The organism is Paenibacillus alkalitolerans (assembly GCF_016482785.1).
GTDB lineage: Bacteria > Bacillota > Bacilli > Paenibacillales > YIM-B00363 > Paenibacillus_AE > Paenibacillus_AE alkalitolerans.
On the sequence record NZ_JAEMXM010000029.1, the window covers coordinates 52,003 to 69,026 of the forward strand.

General features: G+C 54.2%; 18 protein-coding genes. All 18 read left to right on the top strand.

All coding sequences use genetic code 11. The features are described from left to right. Position 1 precedes the first annotated feature (1 nt). Positions 2–1,270 carry a bifunctional 3,4-dihydroxy-2-butanone-4-phosphate synthase/GTP cyclohydrolase II gene (locus tag JET16_RS26820; protein ID WP_199623091.1) on the top strand — a complete coding sequence of 423 codons (1,269 nt, stop codon included), beginning with the start codon at positions 2–4 and terminating at the stop codon, positions 1,268–1,270. Between the two features lie 14 nt (positions 1,271–1,284). Then, the gene (gene ribH, locus JET16_RS26825; RefSeq protein ID WP_199623094.1) at positions 1,285–1,755 is read left to right on the top strand and encodes a 6,7-dimethyl-8-ribityllumazine synthase; all 471 of its coding nucleotides are present in this window, start codon (positions 1,285–1,287) and stop codon (positions 1,753–1,755) included. Between the two features lie 29 nt (positions 1,756–1,784). Then, the gene (locus tag JET16_RS26830; protein ID WP_199623097.1) at positions 1,785–2,573 is read left to right on the top strand and encodes a segregation and condensation protein A; all 789 of its coding nucleotides are present in this window, start codon (positions 1,785–1,787) and stop codon (positions 2,571–2,573) included. After that, positions 2,536–3,186 carry an SMC-Scp complex subunit ScpB gene (scpB, locus tag JET16_RS26835; protein ID WP_199623111.1) on the top strand — a complete coding sequence of 217 codons (651 nt, stop codon included), beginning with the start codon at positions 2,536–2,538 and terminating at the stop codon, positions 3,184–3,186. Before JET16_RS26830 ends, scpB begins: the two co-directional genes overlap by 38 nt. Positions 3,187–3,242: 56 nt before the next feature. After that, positions 3,243–3,932 (top strand): DUF2953 domain-containing protein, encoded by a 690-nt coding sequence (locus JET16_RS26840; RefSeq protein ID WP_199623123.1) that lies wholly within the window; start codon positions 3,243–3,245, stop codon positions 3,930–3,932. A gap of 117 nt (positions 3,933–4,049) precedes the next feature. Further along, positions 4,050–5,069: a DUF3231 family protein gene (locus tag JET16_RS26845; RefSeq protein ID WP_199623126.1), complete on the top strand. Its 1,020-nt coding sequence runs from the start codon at positions 4,050–4,052 to the stop codon at positions 5,067–5,069. A 167-nt stretch (positions 5,070–5,236) separates the two neighbouring features. After that, complete coding sequence (gene ytfJ, locus JET16_RS26850) at positions 5,237–5,770, top strand: GerW family sporulation protein (RefSeq protein ID WP_199623143.1); 534 nt, start codon at positions 5,237–5,239, stop codon at positions 5,768–5,770. Positions 5,771–6,018: 248 nt separating this feature from the next. After that, complete coding sequence (locus JET16_RS26855) at positions 6,019–7,458, top strand: CAP-associated domain-containing protein (protein ID WP_199623155.1); 1,440 nt, start codon at positions 6,019–6,021, stop codon at positions 7,456–7,458. A gap of 141 nt (positions 7,459–7,599) precedes the next feature. Beyond that, positions 7,600–8,790: a D-alanyl-D-alanine carboxypeptidase family protein gene (locus tag JET16_RS26860; RefSeq protein ID WP_199623158.1), complete on the top strand. Its 1,191-nt coding sequence runs from the start codon at positions 7,600–7,602 to the stop codon at positions 8,788–8,790. 5 nt (positions 8,791–8,795) lie between these two features. Further along, complete coding sequence (locus JET16_RS26865) at positions 8,796–9,377, top strand: nucleoside recognition domain-containing protein (RefSeq protein WP_199623161.1); 582 nt, start codon at positions 8,796–8,798, stop codon at positions 9,375–9,377. 31 nt (positions 9,378–9,408) lie between these two features. Beyond that, positions 9,409–9,942: a spore maturation protein gene (locus JET16_RS26870; RefSeq protein WP_199623163.1), complete on the top strand. Its 534-nt coding sequence runs from the start codon at positions 9,409–9,411 to the stop codon at positions 9,940–9,942. A gap of 98 nt (positions 9,943–10,040) precedes the next feature. Beyond that, positions 10,041–10,376 carry a hypothetical protein gene (locus JET16_RS26875; RefSeq protein WP_199623166.1) on the top strand — a complete coding sequence of 112 codons (336 nt, stop codon included), beginning with the start codon at positions 10,041–10,043 and terminating at the stop codon, positions 10,374–10,376. A 19-nt stretch (positions 10,377–10,395) separates the two neighbouring features. Continuing rightward, positions 10,396–11,145 carry a pseudouridine synthase gene (locus tag JET16_RS26880; protein ID WP_199623169.1) on the top strand — a complete coding sequence of 250 codons (750 nt, stop codon included), beginning with the start codon at positions 10,396–10,398 and terminating at the stop codon, positions 11,143–11,145. Positions 11,146–11,188: 43 nt separating this feature from the next. Beyond that, entirely contained in the window at positions 11,189–11,719 is a 531-nt protein-coding gene (locus tag JET16_RS26885) for a TlpA disulfide reductase family protein (RefSeq protein ID WP_199623173.1), read from the top strand. Between the two features lie 55 nt (positions 11,720–11,774). Next, positions 11,775–13,370 carry a cytochrome c biogenesis protein ResB gene (gene resB, locus JET16_RS26890; protein WP_325176787.1) on the top strand — a complete coding sequence of 532 codons (1,596 nt, stop codon included), beginning with the start codon at positions 11,775–11,777 and terminating at the stop codon, positions 13,368–13,370. Beyond that, positions 13,367–14,623: a cytochrome c biogenesis protein CcsA gene (ccsA, locus tag JET16_RS26895; protein WP_407673203.1), complete on the top strand. Its 1,257-nt coding sequence runs from the start codon at positions 13,367–13,369 to the stop codon at positions 14,621–14,623. The genes resB and ccsA overlap by 4 nt, the downstream gene beginning before the upstream one ends. A 57-nt stretch (positions 14,624–14,680) precedes the next feature. Continuing rightward, complete coding sequence (locus JET16_RS26900) at positions 14,681–15,397, top strand: response regulator transcription factor (RefSeq protein ID WP_199623176.1); 717 nt, start codon at positions 14,681–14,683, stop codon at positions 15,395–15,397. 1 nt (position 15,398) lies between these two features. Beyond that, the gene (locus JET16_RS26905; protein ID WP_199623179.1) at positions 15,399–16,871 is read left to right on the top strand and encodes a sensor histidine kinase; all 1,473 of its coding nucleotides are present in this window, start codon (positions 15,399–15,401) and stop codon (positions 16,869–16,871) included. Positions 16,872–17,024 lie beyond the last annotated feature (153 nt).

The following is a 17,024-nucleotide window of genomic DNA, read 5'->3' on the forward strand; positions in this document are numbered from 1 at the left end:
GATGACACAATCGAATAATTCTCATGATAACGTGGAGTTCGATACGATTGAATCCGCCATTTACGACTTGATCCTCGGCAAGCCGGTCATTGTCGTCGACGACGAGAACAGGGAGAACGAAGGCGATTTTATCGCCCTTGCGGAGAAAGCGACGCCTGAGGTTATCAATTTCATGATAAAAGAGGGCCGCGGACTCGTATGCGTGCCGATCACCGAGGAGCGTGCGAAAGAGCTTGATTTGCCGCCTATGGTGACGAAAAACACCGATTACCACGGGACCGCCTTTACGGTCTCCATCGACCATGTTTCCACGTCGACCGGCATTTCCGCACACGAAAGGTCGCACACGGTGCAGGCGATGATCGATTCCCGAACGAAGCCTCAAGAGTTTCGCCGCCCGGGACACATCTTCCCGCTAATCGCGAAGAAAGGCGGAGTGCTCCGGCGCGCAGGCCATACGGAAGCGGCGGTCGATTTGGCGCGCATGTGCGGCAGCTATCCGGCGGCTGTGATCTGCGAGGTCATTAAGGAAGACGGCTCGATGGCGCGGGTCCCGGATTTGAAAGAAATCGCGATAAAGCACAACCTCAAGCTGATCACGATTGAAAATCTCATCCGTTACCGGAACGAGAAGGAAAAGCTCGTCCGCCGCGAAGTGGAAGTGAACATGCCGACCGACTTCGGGACATTCCGGGCGATAGCCTACACGAACGAAATCGACAATAAAGAGCATGTGGCGCTGGTGAAAGGGAAAATCGACCCGGAGCGGCCGACGCTTGTGCGCGTACACTCCGAGTGCCTGACCGGCGACGTGTTCCACTCGCACCGGTGCGATTGCGGTCTCCAGCTTACGGCGGCGCTCAAAGCGATTGAGGACAACGGGTCCGGCGTGCTGCTGTACATGCGTCAAGAGGGGCGCGGCATAGGTTTGATCAATAAATTGAAAGCTTACGAGCTCCAAGAGCAGGGATTGGACACCGTCGACGCGAATATTAAACTGGGGTTTGCGCCCGATCTTCGCGATTACGGCATCGGAGCGCAAATTTTGAAAGATTTGGGCGTGCGGAGCATCCGGCTGCTTACAAACAATCCGCGGAAAATTGCCGGTCTCGAAGGCTACGGCCTCACGATCCAAGAGCGTGTGCCGTTGCAAATGAACGAGAACGAGGACAATAAAACATATTTGCGCACAAAAAAGGCGAAGCTCGGACACTTGCTGCAATTTTCGGACGAAGCGGAGCTCAAACAAAAAATCGGATCGAACGAATAAGGGAGAGAATGAACATGCCTCATATTTACGAAGGACATCTCGTTACGCAAGGACTGAAGTACGGAATCGTCGCAGGACGCTTTAACGAATTTATTTCCTCCAGGCTGCTAAGCGGCGCGCTTGATGCGCTGAAGCGCCACGGCGCGGCCGAAGACGAAATCAGCGTGGCTTGGGTTCCGGGCGCATTCGAAATTCCGCTCATCGCCCAGAAGATGGCCGAGAGCGGCCGTTACGACGCGGTCATTACACTAGGCGCGGTCATCCGAGGGTCGACGCCGCATTTCGATTACGTGTGCAGCGAAGTTTCCAAGGGAGTCGCCGCCATTTCGTTAAAAACTGGCGTGCCTACGATCTTCGGCGTGCTAACGACGGACTCGATCGAGCAAGCGGTGGAACGCGCGGGAACGAAAGCCGGAAACAAAGGTTGGGAAGCGGCCGTAACCGCCATCGAAATGGCAAACTTAGTAAAACAGTTCCAATCCTAAAAATTTCGAAACGGAAATGATGAAGTCCGATGACCGTCACGTACAAACTGCCGTCGTTCGAAGGGCCGCTCGATTTGCTGCTGCACCTCATCGACAAGGCGGAAGTGGACATTACGAATATACCGATTAGCGAAATTACCGATCAGTACTTGGAATACGTCGCCATCATGGAAGAGCTCGAATTGGAGGTCGCGAGCGAATTCCTTGTGATGGCGGCCACTTTGCTTGCGATCAAAAGCAAGATGCTCCTGCCCAAGCCTCCCGTCGTCGAAATCGACTCCGACTGGGAAGAGAATACGGGCGATTCGCTGGAAGAGCTTGTGCACAAGCTGATCGAGTACCGGAAATATAAAGCGATAGCCGAGCATTTGAGGGAAAAGGAGCTTAATCAAAGCCTTGTTTACACGCGGGAACCTCACGATCTCGCCCCTTACGCCGCGGAAGCGGAAAAACCGTCCCCCGTGGAAGGTCTGGATACGTTCGATTTGCTGCTCGCCTTCCGCAAAGCGCTGCGCCGGGCCGCCAATCGCAACGTCGTGGCGAAAATCCGGCGGGACGAAGTGTCGGTGAAAGACCGGATGCGGGACGTTATGGGGTTGCTGCATGGCTCAGGCGGACGCATCTTGTTCTCGCGGCTGTTCGACGAAACGTCGACGCGGGACGAGCTCGTCGTTTCGTTCTTGGCCCTGCTTGAGCTGATGAAGATGAAGAAAATTTCGTGCTATCAGCACCGTGTGTTCGAGGACATCGTGATCCAGGCGAAGGAGGGGGGAGATATCGATGAAGACGAGCTGGAACGAGTGGAAATCGATCATTGAGGGACTGTTGTTCGCGGCGGGGGACGAAGGCCTTGATGTCCGTGAAATTGCCGACGTGCTTGAATTGGACTGGCGGGTCGCCGAGGAGGCGATCGAGGAAATCGCGGAGCAATTCGTGCGCGAAAAGCGCGGATTTCGCATTGCGAAGGTCGCCGGCGCGTATCAGCTTACCACGAATCCGGAGCACGCCCCTTATTTCGCCAAGCTCGCGCAAGCGCCTTCCAGGGGCACGCTTTCGCAGGCTGCTCTTGAGACGCTTGCCATCGTGGCATACCGCCAGCCGATCACGCGAATCGAGATCGACGAGCTTCGCGGCGTCAAATCCGACCGGGCCTTACAAACGCTTGTCGCTAAAGAGCTTATTCATGAAGCGGGGCGCGCGGAAGCTGTGGGCAGGCCGATTCTCTACGAAACGACAAAGCAGTTTTTGCAATACTTCGGGTTGTCCGGACTTGGCGATCTCCCGGATGCGGAGCAGATGACCGGAGAAATCGATTTGGAAGCGGAAACCCGCATGTTGTTCCAGAAGCTGGAGGAAAAGCAGCTGACGATAGACGATGTCGGCGAATCCTCGCCGCCGGATCCGGTTGACGCGCCGGAGTCAAACGCATGAAGAACACCCTTCGGACCGATACTAGAATGTAATGTATTGGGAACGGAGGGTGTTTTATGTTTTGGTGGATCCTTTTAGCGGTGTTCATGCTTATAATCATTGCCGTATTGGTTTCCCGTGTCGACATCCGGGTTAAATACATAAGAGAAGCCGAGAACGACGAGGTATTCGCGAATGTTGCCCTGTTGTTCGGTCTTGTCAAACTGCGCTACCGCGTTCCCGCCGTCCGGCTGAAGGGGTTATTCGCGGGCATCGCTTTGCGCGTGCATAAACCCCATGCGCCGGGAACGTCGCCGACCGACCAAATGATTACACGAGAAGACGTCGCACGGCTTGTCCGAAGATTTCGGGATATTGTCAGAAGCGTGTCAAACTATACGGAGTGGGTGACCGACACGCTCAGCCACTTTCATGTCGTTAAAGTCCGGTGGAAAACCCGGTTCGGACTGGGAGAAGCGCCTGAAACGGCAGTCACCGCGGGTATCGTATGGAGCATGAAAAGCACTTTGCTCGCGCAGTTATTGCGGCTGTTCAAGCTGGAAACCCGGCCGGAATTGGCGGTAGACCCCGACTTCAACGAAATCGGCTTTCGAACGGAGGCGGAGCTTCACCTGCATGTTCGGGTGTTTCGTTTACTTCAGGCGGCAGCGATGCTTATCGTACGAATTTTCCGGAACGGAGGCGGATGGAAAGAATGGAGACAAATCGTGTTCCGTAAACCGTTTAAATCGAAGCCGTCGCCTTGAAGCTCATATGTTAAAGCTTTAAACACATATTGGAAGGCGGGAAATTAGCAATCTTTAGGTGTAATCGGGGCAAAGTATATTTAAATCGCCGGGAAAGAGGAGGTATACCTAAACGTTATGAATAGTGCGGAGAATGAAACGGAACACCAAGTAAGATTAACATCACCTGAAATGGCCAGCCTTTGGACTTCATACTTGAATGATACGATGGCAATTTGCGTTATGAAGCATGTGTTGAATAAGGTTGAAGATACGCAAATAAAACAAGTTTTCGAGCACGCGTTACGTTTAGCGGAAACTCATATCCAAACCATTACCGGCATTTTCAAGGAAGAACATTTTCCTGTTCCTTTTGGATTTACAGATAACGATGTGGACCTTTCGGCACCGCGTTTATTTTCAGATTCCTTTTGGTTAAAGTACCTTCACATAATGACCGCTCACGGTCTGACGGGATATAATGTCGCTTTGACAACTTCCACCCGTTCCGACATTCGCGAGTATTACACAAAAACCAATGCCTCGTCGGTTGACCTTTACAATTTGACCATTGAAGTATTGTTGTCCAAAGGGCTTTTTTCCAGACCTCCCTACATTTCAACACCCTCGAATGCCGATTTTGTGAAGAAACAATCGTTTCTAAGCGGTTGGTTCGGTGACCGCAGGCCGCTAAACGCGATCGAAGTGAGCAACATTTTTTTTAATTTGAAAAAAGACATCATAAGCAGGACTTTACAGATGGGATTCAGTCAAGTCGCGAAGTCCCAAGAGGTCAGGGATTATATGAAGCGGGGCGTCGAAATCACTTCCAAGCATATAGAGGTGTTTAGCTCCATCTTAAACGAAAACGACTTACCCTCACCGAAACGTTGGGAATCGGAAGTGACCAATTCTCAAATACAACCTTTTTCCGATAAGTTAATATTGTTTCATGCACTGCTATTGGTCAATACCGCCATAGGATTTTATGGAGCGGGCATGGCGGTTTGTATGAGAAGGGACTTGGCGCTGCAGTATCAACGAATCATTACGGAAACCCAAAAATACGCAGAGGACGGGGCAAACATCATGATAAACCATCATTGGATGGAACAACCGCCGCAAGCCGACGACCGTCGAGCGTTGACTCGCGTTTAATACGCTTTATGCACTGATACCGTTCGCTTTCAAAGGACTATTTTGCTGCACAGGAAGTATAAGATGGAGAACATTTGGAACTTACATTGTTCTCCTATACATAACAGTTTCTTCTGACGGACAAGTTAAATGCATGAAGGAATTTTTTTCGTTAAGGAGGAACATGCATGAGCGAACATCCGATACAGGGACTAATGCGTACGGCGATGGAAAATTTGAGGGAAATGGTGGACGCGAACACGATCGTAGGGGACCCGGTCGAAACGCCCGACGGCACGGTCGTTCTGCCGATCAGCAAAGTCGGATTCGGTTTTGCCGCGGGGGGAAGCGAGTTTTTGCAGCAGGCGAAGACCGACGACAATCGCCGGGATACCGGGACAACCGCGCGGTTCGAATCTCCCGGGAGCGCATCGGTCGCATTGCCGTTCGGCGGCGGAAGCGGCGGCGGCGTTTCCATTACGCCAATCGCGTTTCTTGTCGTGGGACCGCATGGGGTGAAAGTCGTACCGCTGGATCACCCGTCGCGGCTGTTTGAACGCTTAATCGATTCCGCACCGGGCATCGTCGATAAAATTCAAGGCTTATTCACCGGAAATGCGCAGGATAAGGCGGACGCTCAGTTTGATGACGTTACGCTAGCCTCGCCGATGGAGGGCATCCCGACCGGAACGCCTTCGCCGACTGCCGCAAATCCGACGTAATCGAGCATAATCGAGAGGTCGCCTAAGAGGGCGGCCTTTTTTCGTGAGAGCGGCTCTTCCGCCGAGAAAAGGATGATAGGGTCAATTTTTGGCCCTATCGTGTGAAATACGTGCAAAAATTGACCCTAAAGTCCATACCCTTGTCAGCCGCCTCTGAAAATGTAACTTTTGGCATATTCGCCAAGACGGTTCTCATGGCGAAGTTGTCCAATTATACTGTAACAATCAAGGTATGGGAGGACAGCAGAATGAGACACTCGGCGTTCGTCGCGTTTGTTTGCTTGGCAACGGCTTTTAGCGGAGTTATTTGGAACTGGGCTCCGGTTTTGTCGGCGGATCATGAACATGTGGAGTCTTTTTCAGATACAAAAGGGCATTGGGCCGAAGATACGATTTCGTGGGGCGCGCAGAGAAACATTGTGCAAGGATTCCCCGACGGTACGTTCCGGCCGGGCGGCAGCGTGACGGAAGCGCAGTTTTTGGCGATGCTGTACCGTGCGTTTCCCGAGCGGAATGTTGATGCAAGCACGGGGGCTTACTGGTACGAGTCTTACTATAACGCCGCGGCAGCCATGAACTGGCCCGTTGCGACGAGCAGAGCCGGCAAGCCCGCATCCCGCGGGCACATTGCCCGGATCGCGGCGGCAACGCAAGGAGAGCTGCTCGGGACGCAGGATGCCGTAGTGTATGTTCTGGGGCAGGGCCTGGCGAAAGGGAAAGGGACGGGAGGGTTCGGCGCGGATGACACCGTAACGAGAGCGGAAGCCGTTCAAATTGTGCGGAATATCGTGTCGGCGGGATTGACGCTTCACGAAGCGCAGGCGGAAGTGTCCTCCAACGCGTTTTCCGCTGCGGGAATATCCCTCGGCGATTCCGAAGCGAAGCTGATAAAAGCGATGGGAGCGCCGGCGCGCAAAGATGCCAGCGAATACGGCTTCACCTGGTATGTATACAATCAAGATTACCGGAATTTCGCGATGTTCGGCATGTCGGACGGAACGGTTGCGGCGATCTACGCCAACGGTTCGAACTGGTCGATAGGCGGCTTAACGGCCTCCAATGCCGCGAAGGACGCTGGGAACGCGTTAGGGAAACCGTTGAGCTACATCTTGAAAGGCAATACCCGCATGATGTTGAATGACGGCGGAGAGCGCAATACGTTTGAAAAGGACGGCGCTTACGTCACCGTGTATTACGACGTTCACGACGGCGGCAAAATATCCGCGGTTCAAGCGGTCGACGCCTCGATGGAGCAGTCGTTCAGAGCGTTTTACGCTTCCAACCCTTCAAGCGCGCTTCGACAAAGCTTTGAGCGCCAATCGCTCGATTTGGCGAACACGGCGAGAGTGAAGCGGGGGCTGAAACCGTTCGTCTGGGACGGCGATATAGCGGCGACCGCGCGCAAGCACAGCGCGGATATGGCGAGCAACAATTACTTTAGCCATACGAATCAAAGCGGAGCAGATCCGTTTAGGCGAATGGAGGCCGACGGCATCGCTTTCAGCGCCGCCGCGGAAAACATCGCCGCAGGGCAGACAAGCGCAATCTTCGCACATGAAGCTTGGATGAACTCGAAGGGACACCGCGTGAATATACTGGGCGATTATGCGCGTCTCGGCGTCGGCGTAGCGTTCGCGTCCGACGGAAAACCGTATTATACGCAAAATTTTTATACCCCTCTTAAGTAGCCGAATTGATTGCTGTAAAGCTGCAGCGGAAGCACCTTCCGCGGCGGCTTATTTTTTTCATAACCGGGGTGGATAAGCATATACATGTACAAACCGGACAACTGGTAAACCGGTCAAACATGATCCTCCCGGGAGGTCACGATGAACCAACTATTCCGTCCCCGTCTGCTCACATCCGTTCTTGCCGCCGTCATCGCGTTGACCGGCATACTTGGGCCTGCCTCGAAGCCCGCAGCCGCCGAGCCGCCTCCGATAACGACGAATGCGGCAGCGTCGGCCGTCATCGACGTAAAATCTAATCGCATAGTTTTTCAGGAAAACGGTGACAAACCGATGAGAATCGCTTCCTTGACGAAAGTTATGACCGCGATCGTGGCGATCGAAAACGGGACGTTGACCGACACGGTCAAGGTGAGCCACCGCGCTTTCGGGAAAGAAGGATCGTCACTCTTTCTGCACCTTGGCGAAGAGATGACTTTGCACAATATGCTGTACGGGCTGATGCTGCGTTCCGGCAACGACGCGGCAACGGCGATCGCGGAGCATGTCGGCGGTTCGGTCGAGGGGTTCGCGTTTCTCATGAACGAGAAGGCGCGGCTGCTTGGAATGAAAAATTCGAGCTTTAAAAACCCGCACGGCCTCGACGAGGAGGGGCATTATTCGTCAGCTAACGATATGGCGATTTTGACCGCCTACGCGCTAAAAAACCCGGTGTTTCAAGAAATCGTTAAGACGAAAGTCAAGACCGCCCCGAATCCGAACGAAAAATGGCATTACAAATGGCGTAACAAAAACAAAATGCTCTCAATGTACGAAGGAGCCGACGGAGTGAAAACAGGGTATACGGCATTGGCCCAAAGAACGTTGATTTCATCCGCCACCCGCAACGGCCAGCAATTCGCCGTCGTCACGTTGAACGACCGGGACGACTGGATCGACCACCGGGAACTTCTGGACTACGCATTCGCCAACTACCCTTTGACAACGATTGTGAGGAAGGGAGAATTAGTGCAGCAGCCGGATTTTGTGGCGGCGCGAACGCTGGAGTACCCGCTGGCGGAAGGCGAAGCGGCGCAGCTGAGGAAGAAGATCGCGATCACCGACCGGAGCACGGCCGATTACCGTCTCGGGCAGCGCGGAAAGCTTGAATTGTACTTGCGGGGTGAAATGATCGCCTCCTTGCCTTTATATGAAGCGGGAAGCAGGAGGCTGGCCGTTCAGGAACGCACCGTATTCCGCTTCACGAAGTACGAACGGAACGATTACAAGTTGACTGAAATTTTCGCAAAACTCCTTAGAGGCTTGTTCACCGGAGTAATGAAAGAGGGGTAAGGCCGATGGTCAATTGGATTTGGCTGCTGTTCATCGTGGCGGGCTTTGCCGTTGCCATCGTGAACGGCAAGGTCGAAGCGGTGACGGAAGCGGCGTTCGAAGGCGCGAAGACAGGCGTCGCGGTCTGTTTCGGCTTGATCAGCGTGCTTGTATTTTGGCTCGGTATTATGCGCATTGCGGAGGACGCCGGGCTATTGCGGAAGCTGGCCAAGCTGCTGAATCCGATCGTACGCTATTTGTTTCCGAGCGTGCCCAAAGATCATCCCGCATTCGGCTACATCCTGTCGAATATGAGCGCGAACTTGCTCGGCTTGGGCAACGCCGCCACGCCGGCCGGCATCAAAGCGATGCAGGAGCTGCAGAAGCTGAACGCCGATAAAGAGAAGGCGAGCGCCGCGATGTGTACGCTGTTGGCCGTCAACACCGCGAGCATTACGTTGATTCCTACGACGCTGATTGCGATCCGCATGAATTTTAACTCTGCCAATCCGACCGATATCGTCGGCACAACGTTGGCCGCAACCGCTGTTGCTTTATTGGCCGCCATTGCGTTGGACAAGTGGCACCAACGGCGGTCCCCGCCGTAACACATTCGCCGAGCAGGGGGGAGTGAATCCGATGTCGAGCATCATCAATACGATTTCCGCTTGGGCGATTCCCGTGCTCATTGTCTTTATTCCACTGTATGCCGCTTTCAAAAAAGTTCCCGTCTACGAATCTTTCACGGACGGAGCGAAAGACGGATTCGACACCGCGATACGAATCATCCCCCATCTCGTCGGCATGATGACGGCGATTTCGATCTTTCGGGCTTCGGGTGCGATGGATATGTTGATCGGCGCATTGAAGCCCCTATTTGTGCCGCTCGGCATTCCGCCGGAAGTGATTCCGCTCGGCATACTCCGCCCGATTACCGGCGCCGGCTCGCTCGCCTACACGACGGATCTGATCAAGCAGTTCGGACCGGATTCGTTCATAGCGAAAATAGCGGCCACCGTTCAAGGGAGCACGGACACAACATTGTACGTCATCACGGTATATTTCGGCGCCGTCGGCATCCGCAAGGCCGGTTACGCGCTGCGTGTCGGGCTGGTATCCGATGCCGTCGGCTTCTTCGCTTCCGTCATCATCTGCTATTTGGCGTTTGCATAACCTTTTCTCCACATCCCGCTTCGTACGAATCCACCCGAACCCTCCGGGAACAAGGCTCATATACTGTAACACTTACAAGTACCGCGAGGTGAACTTGGTTGCAGTATACGGGCTTCACCATCCATCATTCCGCTTGTCCCTCCATCAACGGAAAGGGATTCGACTTTCTCATCACCCGCCAAGGCACCATTATTCCTTCCGCCAAACCGACCGAAATTGATCATTTGCACATATGTCTGGAAGGCGATTTCTCGGTAAAAGTGTCCGGCGACCAGATGAAGGAGCAGCTTTTCATCGCCACGAAATTGATAATGCGCTTGTGCGAGGCTTACCATTTATCGTTCGAGCATATGCATCCCCACACGTTGACGTGCCCGGGTCGCCACTTCCCGTGGGCCGAACTTGTACTTTCCATGTCAGATGGGTATCATTAGCTTGAGGTGAACGTTAAACATGGAACGGCTGCAGAAAGTGCTCGCCGCGGCGGGGATCGCATCAAGGCGCAAATGCGAAGAGATTATTCAACTTGGCCGAGTTCAAGTGAACGAAAAGACCGTCACGGAGCTCGGCTTTAAAGTAGATCCGGCGGCGGACGAGATTGTGGTTGACGGCAAAAAGATCGCGCAGGAGAAAAAAGTGTATTTGGCGTTTCATAAGCCGAAGGGCGTTATTACGAGCGTGAAGGATCCGGAAGGCCGGCAAACGGTAATGGATTATATGAAGGGCGTGAAAGAGCGGGTTTATCCGGTAGGAAGGCTTGACTATGATACCGAAGGCCTGCTCATCTTGACGAACGACGGCGAGCTGGCCAACTTGCTTATGCATCCGCGTCATCATGTCCCAAAGACGTACCTTGCCTATACGAAGGGGATTCCGCACGGGTCGTTGTTGGACAAGCTGAAGCAGGGCGTGCAATTGGACGACGGAAAGACTGCGCCGGCCGAGGCGGAGTACGCCGACGTCGACACGGAGAAGAACGTTGCCGTTGTTCGCATCACGATTCACGAAGGACGCAACAGGCAAGTGCGGCGCATGTTCGAAGCGATCCATACGCCGCTGACAAAGCTGAAGCGCATATCGTTCGGACCGGTGCTGCTCGAGGGGCTTCAGCGCGGCAAACACCGGCATTTGACGAAGGATGAAGTGGAAGAGCTGCGCCGTGCGGCCGCCGAAGTGACACATAATGTTCATAAAGGGGATTGAAGCAAGTTTTCTCCCTTTCGTTATAATAGTGTAGGGTGATGTTATGGGAAGCTCGAAGAAACGGCTGCAGATCGCGATCTTTGCCGTTGTTTTGCTCATAGCCGGATATACGGTCGCCGGCGGCGCGTTTCAAGGCGATCCGAAACCGCCGGAGACCGGCCAGAAGGTCCCGGCGTTCTCGTTGACGGGACTGGACGAGCAAACGTACGATCCTGCAAAATTGAAAGGCAAGCCCCTTGTCATAAATTTTTGGGGAACCTTTTGCCCCCCGTGTGTGGAAGAAACGCCCGCATTGCAGCGGATGTACGAGAAATATAAAGAGGACGGCGTCGTTATTCTCGGTGTCAACTTGGGCGAAAAGCCGCTTGTCCGCGTGAAAAATTTCACCGATCGATTCGGAGTGTCATACCCGGTATTGCTGGATCCCGAACTGGAGGTGCGCGACCGGTACGGAGTCAGATCGTACCCGACCACCTTCTTCGTCGATGCGGAAGGCGTCATACGGGAGATCAAGGTAGGCGGGATGACCGAAGGATATATAGAATCTCGAATATTGAAGCTATTGAACAAATAATGGAAGCGCCAAATTGCATCGCCGCACGGCCAACACGAGAGGAAGGAGGAGACGCGTGAACGGAAATACGGAACAATTCGATATGCGGTACGACAACGCGCCCAGACGTTCTCAGAAAGCCGACAAGGATTGGCTCGACCTGATATGGAGCTTCTTCTCTTCGGTGAAGGTAGGCGTATGGCTCATTGTGCTTACGCTGCTGGGTGCGGCCGTCGGCTCCGTTTATCCTCAAGAGGGCGCGTTTCTCTCTCCTCCGGGATTGAACTATTACAAAGAAACGTATGGCGCTGCAGGAGAATGGTATTACCGGCTCGGGCTCAGCCGAACGTATACATCCTGGTGGTTTCAGCTTCTGATCGTAATGCTCGGGGCTTCGATCGTCATCGCTTCCATCGACCGCGCCGTACCGCTTTATAAAGCGTTAAAGAAACAAAGAGCGAACCGCACGGTTGATTTTTTACGCCGTCAGAAGATCACGTACGAAGCGGCGCTGCCTTCGCGGCCGGCGGAAGACGGGACGAGCTGGGCCGACTTGTTCGAACGGCAGTTGAAGAAGCAGAGATTTCGCATTATGAGGGAAGGCGACTGCGTCTTAGGGGAAAAAAACCGCTGGAGCCGGTGGGGTCCGTATGTGAACCATGTCGGCCTCATTATTTTTTTGCTCATCATCTTAATTCGTTCCTTGCCCGGATTAACGCTGGAGGAATATGTGTCCGTGCTGGAGGGCGAAGCGGAGCCGGTCCGCGGCACGAACTATTATGTGAAAAACGAACGTTTCACGGTGGAGTTTTACGATAAAGAAGAGCTGAACGGCAAATTCCGGGAAGAGGAACGGGCGGTGCCCAAGCTCTACGAAACGAAAACCGTGCTGTATGAATGTACGGACCGGTGCGGGACGAGCGATCCCGTGTTGGAAGAAGCGGCGCGGGGAGATATCCGTGTGAATGATCCGCTCGAATATCGCGGATTGTCGGTGTACCAGTTCGGCTACGAATATACGCCGCAAATTCGCAGCGTGAAGGTGCATCTCCGGGATAAGGAGTCCGGGAAATCGTACGGACAGTTTACGCTGCTGACGCGAAACCCGGAGCTGGCTTATGAGGCTGGCCCCTACAAGCTCCGTCTCCATAACTACTATCCGGAATTCTCGCTCGACGAGCGCGGCGAGCCGACGAGCGTGTCGGCGGAAAAGCCGGACGCGCCCGGATATATCTTTCTCATTACCGGGCCGGGACTGCCGCCGGAAGGCTCGACGTATTTGTACTTTCCCCGTGAAATCGATAAGGAACGATTCCGGCAGGATGAAATTAACGCCGCGGTCGGGGCGGGAAAACAACTGGTCATCGCCGCGGACGGCATGGAGGACGTAGAAATCGCTGCGTTCACGAGCATCTTGACCGTGCGGTCGGACCGGACGGTTCCCTATCTGTTGATCGGCGGCGCCGTCAGCATGTTGGGGCTGGTGATGGGGTTTTATTGGCAGCATCGCAGAATATGGGTGCGTATCGACGGGAACTCCCTTACGCTTGGCGCGCACACCAACAAGCATTGGCACGCCATGAGGCGTGAAACCGCCGTCTTGCTGGAAGCGGCCGGACTGGATGCATCCGCGGTCCGGGCAAAATCGGAAGAAGAGGTGAAAGGATCTTGATGTTATTCGGGATCAGCAACTCAGCGCTTGTTATCGCGCTGTTTTTGTATATTATTGCGTTCGTTGCGTACGTGTTAAGCATTACAGGCCGGCAGTGGAGCGGGAAAGACGCCGCGGAGCATACGCGCCGCTACGGGAGAGCCGCGTTCGGGATCACTCTGGCGGGTCTGGGGCTGCATCTTGTTTATTTCATTATGCGCTGGATCGGGATCGGGCATATTCCGGTCAGCAATTTGTTCGAATTTATCACGTTTTTATCCATGATGACCGTCATGGCGTTTGTTATCATTTATTTGATTTACAAAGGTCCTCTCGTAGGCGTGTTCGCTCTGCCGGTAGCTTTCATCCTGTTGGCGTATGCGATGGTGTTTCCGTGGGAGGCGCAGCCGCTTATCCCTTCGCTGCAGTCGGTCTGGCTATACATCCACGTAACAACCGCCGCCGCCGGGGAAGCGTTCTTCGCGATCGCTTTCGCCGCGGGCTTGATGTACTTGCTGCGTGTGATCGATTATAAGGCGGGGACGAAAAGAGAGCGGCGCCAACAACGGTGGATGGAGTTTACGCTGTTCGCCGTGCTGGTCGTTGTCGGCTTTGCGGCGGCGGTGTTTACGTTCCGCGGAGCCGGTTATGAAGCGTCGTTCGTCGGCGAGCAGGTCGTTAACGACAACGGCGTCGAGCAGACCGTGGAAACGACTGTGGAATACGTCCTGCCTCCGATAACGTCACCCGCCGGGTTTGAGCTTGTCTCGATGGATCCGTTCCTCGGGCAAACCAAGCCTTTGATGGAAGCACCGGCATGGATGAAGGGCGTCGATGCCGGCCGCAAGCTTAACACGTTTATTTGGTCGGTTATTTTCGGTTTGGGCATGTACGGTTTACTGCGATTGGCGCTGCGCAAACCGCTCGGGGCGGCGATCAGCCCGATCCTGCGCGACATCGATCCGGGGGATCTTGATGAAATATGTTACCGCGCCATTGCCATCGGCTTTCCGATCTTTACGCTGGGAGCGCTTATCTTCGCCATGATTTGGGCGCATATGGCCTGGAACCGGTTCTGGGGTTGGGATCCGAAAGAAGTATGGGCGCTTGTCACATGGTTGTTCTACAGCGCGTACTTGCATTTGCGGCTCGGACGCGGTTGGATCGGCCGCAGATCGGCATGGTTGGCCGTAATGGGCTTTGTCGTCGTAATGTTCACGCTGATCGGGGTAAACCTGATCATCGCAGGATTGCATTCTTACGCGGGCGTTTGATGTGCTTGACGTATCGGATATTTGCAAAATCGAATCGAGAAAAGGAGTTGAAGCTTCATGACGGAACAACTGCATACGATTCTTGTCGTGGATGATGAGGAGCGAATCAGAAGATTGCTGCGCATGTATTTGGAGAAGGAACATTTCGTCATTGAGGAAGCGGAAGACGGAGAATCGGCGCTTCGGAAAGCGCAAGAGAAAGATTACGATTTGATCCTGCTCGACGTCATGCTGCCGGGTATCGACGGAGTGGAGGTTTGCGCGCGTCTGCGGCAAACGAAGGCGACCCCCGTCATCATGCTGACGGCGAAAGGGGAAGAAACGAACCGTGTTCAAGGCTTTGAAGTCGGAGTCGACGACTACGTCGTGAAGCCGTTCTCTCCGCGCGAGGTCATTTACCGGGTGAAAGCGATATTGCGCAGGTCGTCCGCTACCGCTTTTCTTTCCAAAGAGCAGCATTCGAGCAACAATATCGTGTTTCCGAACCTGATGATCGAGCATGACGCGCACCGGGTGACCGCCGGCGGACAAGAGGTAAGCCTGACGCCGAAAGAATACGAGCTGCTTCATTATCTTGCGGTGTCCCCGGATAAGGTGTTTTCAAGAGAACAGCTGCTGAAAGACGTATGGAATTACGAGTTTTTCGGCGACCTGCGGACGGTAGACACGCATGTGAAGCGGCTTCGCGAGAAATTGAACAAGGTTTCCCCGGATGCGGCCGCCATGATTACGACGGTGTGGGGAGTCGGGTACAAGCTAGAGGTGCCGAGATAACATGCCTTCGATTTGGAAAAGCGTAGTAGGGAAGCTGTGGGCGACCATCATCGCGCTTGTCGCGGTCGTTTTATTGATTCTGGGCGTTTTTTTGCTCGAGTATATCGATGCGGCGTTCGCAGACAATTCATATGAAGTGAAACGGTTGTTCGTCATCACCTGCATCATCGGTTTCCTGCTTACGACGTTCTTCGCATTCTTTCTCTCTACGAAAATCACCCAGCCCCTGCTTCAGCTCAAACGCGCCGCGGATATGATCACGATGGGCGAATACCGGACGCGGGTCGCAGTCCGCTCGAACGATGAAATCGGGGAGCTGGCGCGCGCTTTTAACCACATGGGCGAGAAGCTCGACGGAACGATCCGCGATCTGAATTACGAGAAGGAGCATCTAGCCAGCATCTTGCGCTCGATGACGGATGCCGTTATTACGTTCGACGCGGACGGGCGCATCATTATTTGCAACCCGCACGGCGAGACGATCGCCGAGGACTGGGGACGGTTGTTATCCGATGCCTCGACGGAAGCCGGCGCGGAACCGGCCGTTCAGCGCCGCATCCCGGAACCGTTGTACGACGTGTTCCGGACGGTCGTTGCGGAAGAGAAAGAAGTTGTGACAAGGCTTCATGTCGGGAACGAGGTATGGTCGGTCGTTGTCGATCCGTTGTACACTCACGGAATTCTGCGCGGTGCCGTGGCCGTGCTGCGCGACGTCACGGAAGAGTACCGATTGGAGAAGCTGCGCAAAGACTTTGTCGCCAACGTATCGCATGAGCTTCGCACGCCTCTATCCATGCTGCAAGGATACAGCGAGGCGCTGCTGGACGACATCGCTTCGTCGGCGGAAGAAAGACGCGAGCTGGCGCAAGTCATTTATGAGGAGTCGCTTCGGATGGGCCGCCTTGTTCAGGATTTGCTCGACTTGGCGCGCATGGAAGCGGGGCGTCTTGAGATGAACGCGACCGAGACGGACTTGCTTCCGCTTGTGCAGCGCGTACACCGCAAGTTTTCCGCGCTTTCAAGAGAGCAAAGCGTGGCGCTTCGCCTTGAAGTCCCTTCAGTGGAGGGGGCTCTACGGCTGGAATCGGCGGACGAGGACAGGTTGGAGCAGGTGCTGACCAATCTGCTGGACAACGCGTTCCGCCATACGCCGGCAGGAAAGGAAATCGTCGTTCGTGCTCAACGTACGAGCAACGGAGGCGACGAAGCGGTTCGCATCGAAGTCGAAGATCAAGGATACGGCATACCGCCGGAAGATTTGCCGTATATATTCGAACGGTTTTACAAGGCGGATAAAGCCCGAACCCGCGCCTCTTCTACGAGCGGAACGGGACTCGGTCTCGCAATAGTAAAAAATATCGTAGACGCACATGGCGGTACGGTATCGGCGCGAAGCCAGATCGGACACGGAACGACATTTACCGTCATACTTCCCGTGCATGCGAAATCGGTTTCTGTAGAAAAAAGAAGATAAATCTTGTTGTTCGTGGAACATTAAGGAGAAGTTGGGGCTGTCCTAATAGTCGTCGATGACTAGGGGACAGCCCTCTTTGTTCTAGACTATACACGGCGTTTCAGCAGGATGTGGTTCATCCGTGAATCATGGTGTTTCACTGTGGAACAGGAG

Excerpts from the sequence above, each read along its gene's own strand:
- JET16_RS26820 (WP_199623091.1), top strand. The coding sequence starts at position 2 with ATGACACAATCGAATAATTCTCATGATAACGTGGAGTTCGATACGATT.
- ribH (WP_199623094.1), top strand. The coding sequence starts at position 1,285 with ATGCCTCATATTTACGAAGGACATCTCGTTACGCAAGGACTGAAGTAC.
- JET16_RS26830 (WP_199623097.1), top strand. The coding sequence starts at position 1,785 with ATGACCGTCACGTACAAACTGCCGTCGTTCGAAGGGCCGCTCGATTTG.
- scpB (WP_199623111.1), top strand. The coding sequence starts at position 2,536 with ATGAAGACGAGCTGGAACGAGTGGAAATCGATCATTGAGGGACTGTTG.
- JET16_RS26840 (WP_199623123.1), top strand. The coding sequence starts at position 3,243 with ATGTTTTGGTGGATCCTTTTAGCGGTGTTCATGCTTATAATCATTGCC.
- JET16_RS26845 (WP_199623126.1), top strand. The coding sequence starts at position 4,050 with ATGAATAGTGCGGAGAATGAAACGGAACACCAAGTAAGATTAACATCA.
- ytfJ (WP_199623143.1), top strand. The coding sequence starts at position 5,237 with ATGAGCGAACATCCGATACAGGGACTAATGCGTACGGCGATGGAAAAT.
- JET16_RS26855 (WP_199623155.1), top strand. The coding sequence starts at position 6,019 with ATGAGACACTCGGCGTTCGTCGCGTTTGTTTGCTTGGCAACGGCTTTT.
- JET16_RS26860 (WP_199623158.1), top strand. The coding sequence starts at position 7,600 with ATGAACCAACTATTCCGTCCCCGTCTGCTCACATCCGTTCTTGCCGCC.
- JET16_RS26865 (WP_199623161.1), top strand. The coding sequence starts at position 8,796 with ATGGTCAATTGGATTTGGCTGCTGTTCATCGTGGCGGGCTTTGCCGTT.
- JET16_RS26870 (WP_199623163.1), top strand. The coding sequence starts at position 9,409 with ATGTCGAGCATCATCAATACGATTTCCGCTTGGGCGATTCCCGTGCTC.
- JET16_RS26880 (WP_199623169.1), top strand. The coding sequence starts at position 10,396 with ATGGAACGGCTGCAGAAAGTGCTCGCCGCGGCGGGGATCGCATCAAGG.
- JET16_RS26885 (WP_199623173.1), top strand. The coding sequence starts at position 11,189 with ATGGGAAGCTCGAAGAAACGGCTGCAGATCGCGATCTTTGCCGTTGTT.
- JET16_RS26900 (WP_199623176.1), top strand. The coding sequence starts at position 14,681 with ATGACGGAACAACTGCATACGATTCTTGTCGTGGATGATGAGGAGCGA.
- JET16_RS26905 (WP_199623179.1), top strand. The coding sequence starts at position 15,399 with ATGCCTTCGATTTGGAAAAGCGTAGTAGGGAAGCTGTGGGCGACCATC.